Source organism: Sedimenticola hydrogenitrophicus, from assembly GCF_025175675.1.
Classification (GTDB): domain Bacteria; phylum Pseudomonadota; class Gammaproteobacteria; order Chromatiales; family Chromatiaceae; genus Sedimenticola; species Sedimenticola hydrogenitrophicus.
Genome location: NZ_JANIOA010000132.1, coordinates 1 through 545, shown reverse-complemented (window position 1 = coordinate 545; position 545 = coordinate 1). Strand labels below are relative to the sequence as shown.

1 protein-coding gene is annotated in these 545 nt (G+C 47.2%); it reads left to right on the top strand.

What is annotated here, in order from left to right:
* A partial coding sequence (locus tag NPX02_RS21295) for a helix-turn-helix domain-containing protein (protein WP_470423650.1) occupies positions 1-414 on the top strand: 414 nt, incomplete at its 5' end.
* Positions 415-545 lie beyond the last annotated feature (131 nt).

The window sequence follows — 545 nt, the reverse complement described above, 5'->3', positions numbered from 1 at the left end:
ATATTGTGGGTAATCAGGAACCATTTAACTGCCGGAGGATTAACCATGGACATCAAACCGATTAAAACTGATGCCGACTATCGCGCGGCATTAAAAGAAATTGAAAGCCTGATGATGGCTGGGCCAGACACCCCAGAAGGCGAAAAGCTGGATGTCATGGTCACGCTTATTGAGGCTTATGAAGTCAAGCATTTCCCAATGGATTTGCCTGATCCTGTTGAGGCGATCAAGTTCGAAATGGAACGCAAGGGCTTAACCGTAAAAGACTTGGAGCCGATGATCGGCAAAAGTAATCGTGTTTACGAGATCCTTAATCACAAACGTTCGTTGACTTTGAAGATGATCTGGAATCTCCACGAAGGCTTGGGTATTCCAGCAGAGTCACTGATCAAACCGCCACAAGCACACGCCTGATCACACTTCAGCTGCACAGAAGCTTTGCGATGGCGGTTATCGGTATCTATCTAAACCGACATAGCAGGTTTCCGGATTAGCTCCGGAACACCTGCTGTTCAAACAGTCCAATACCACCAGTATCGGGTTGC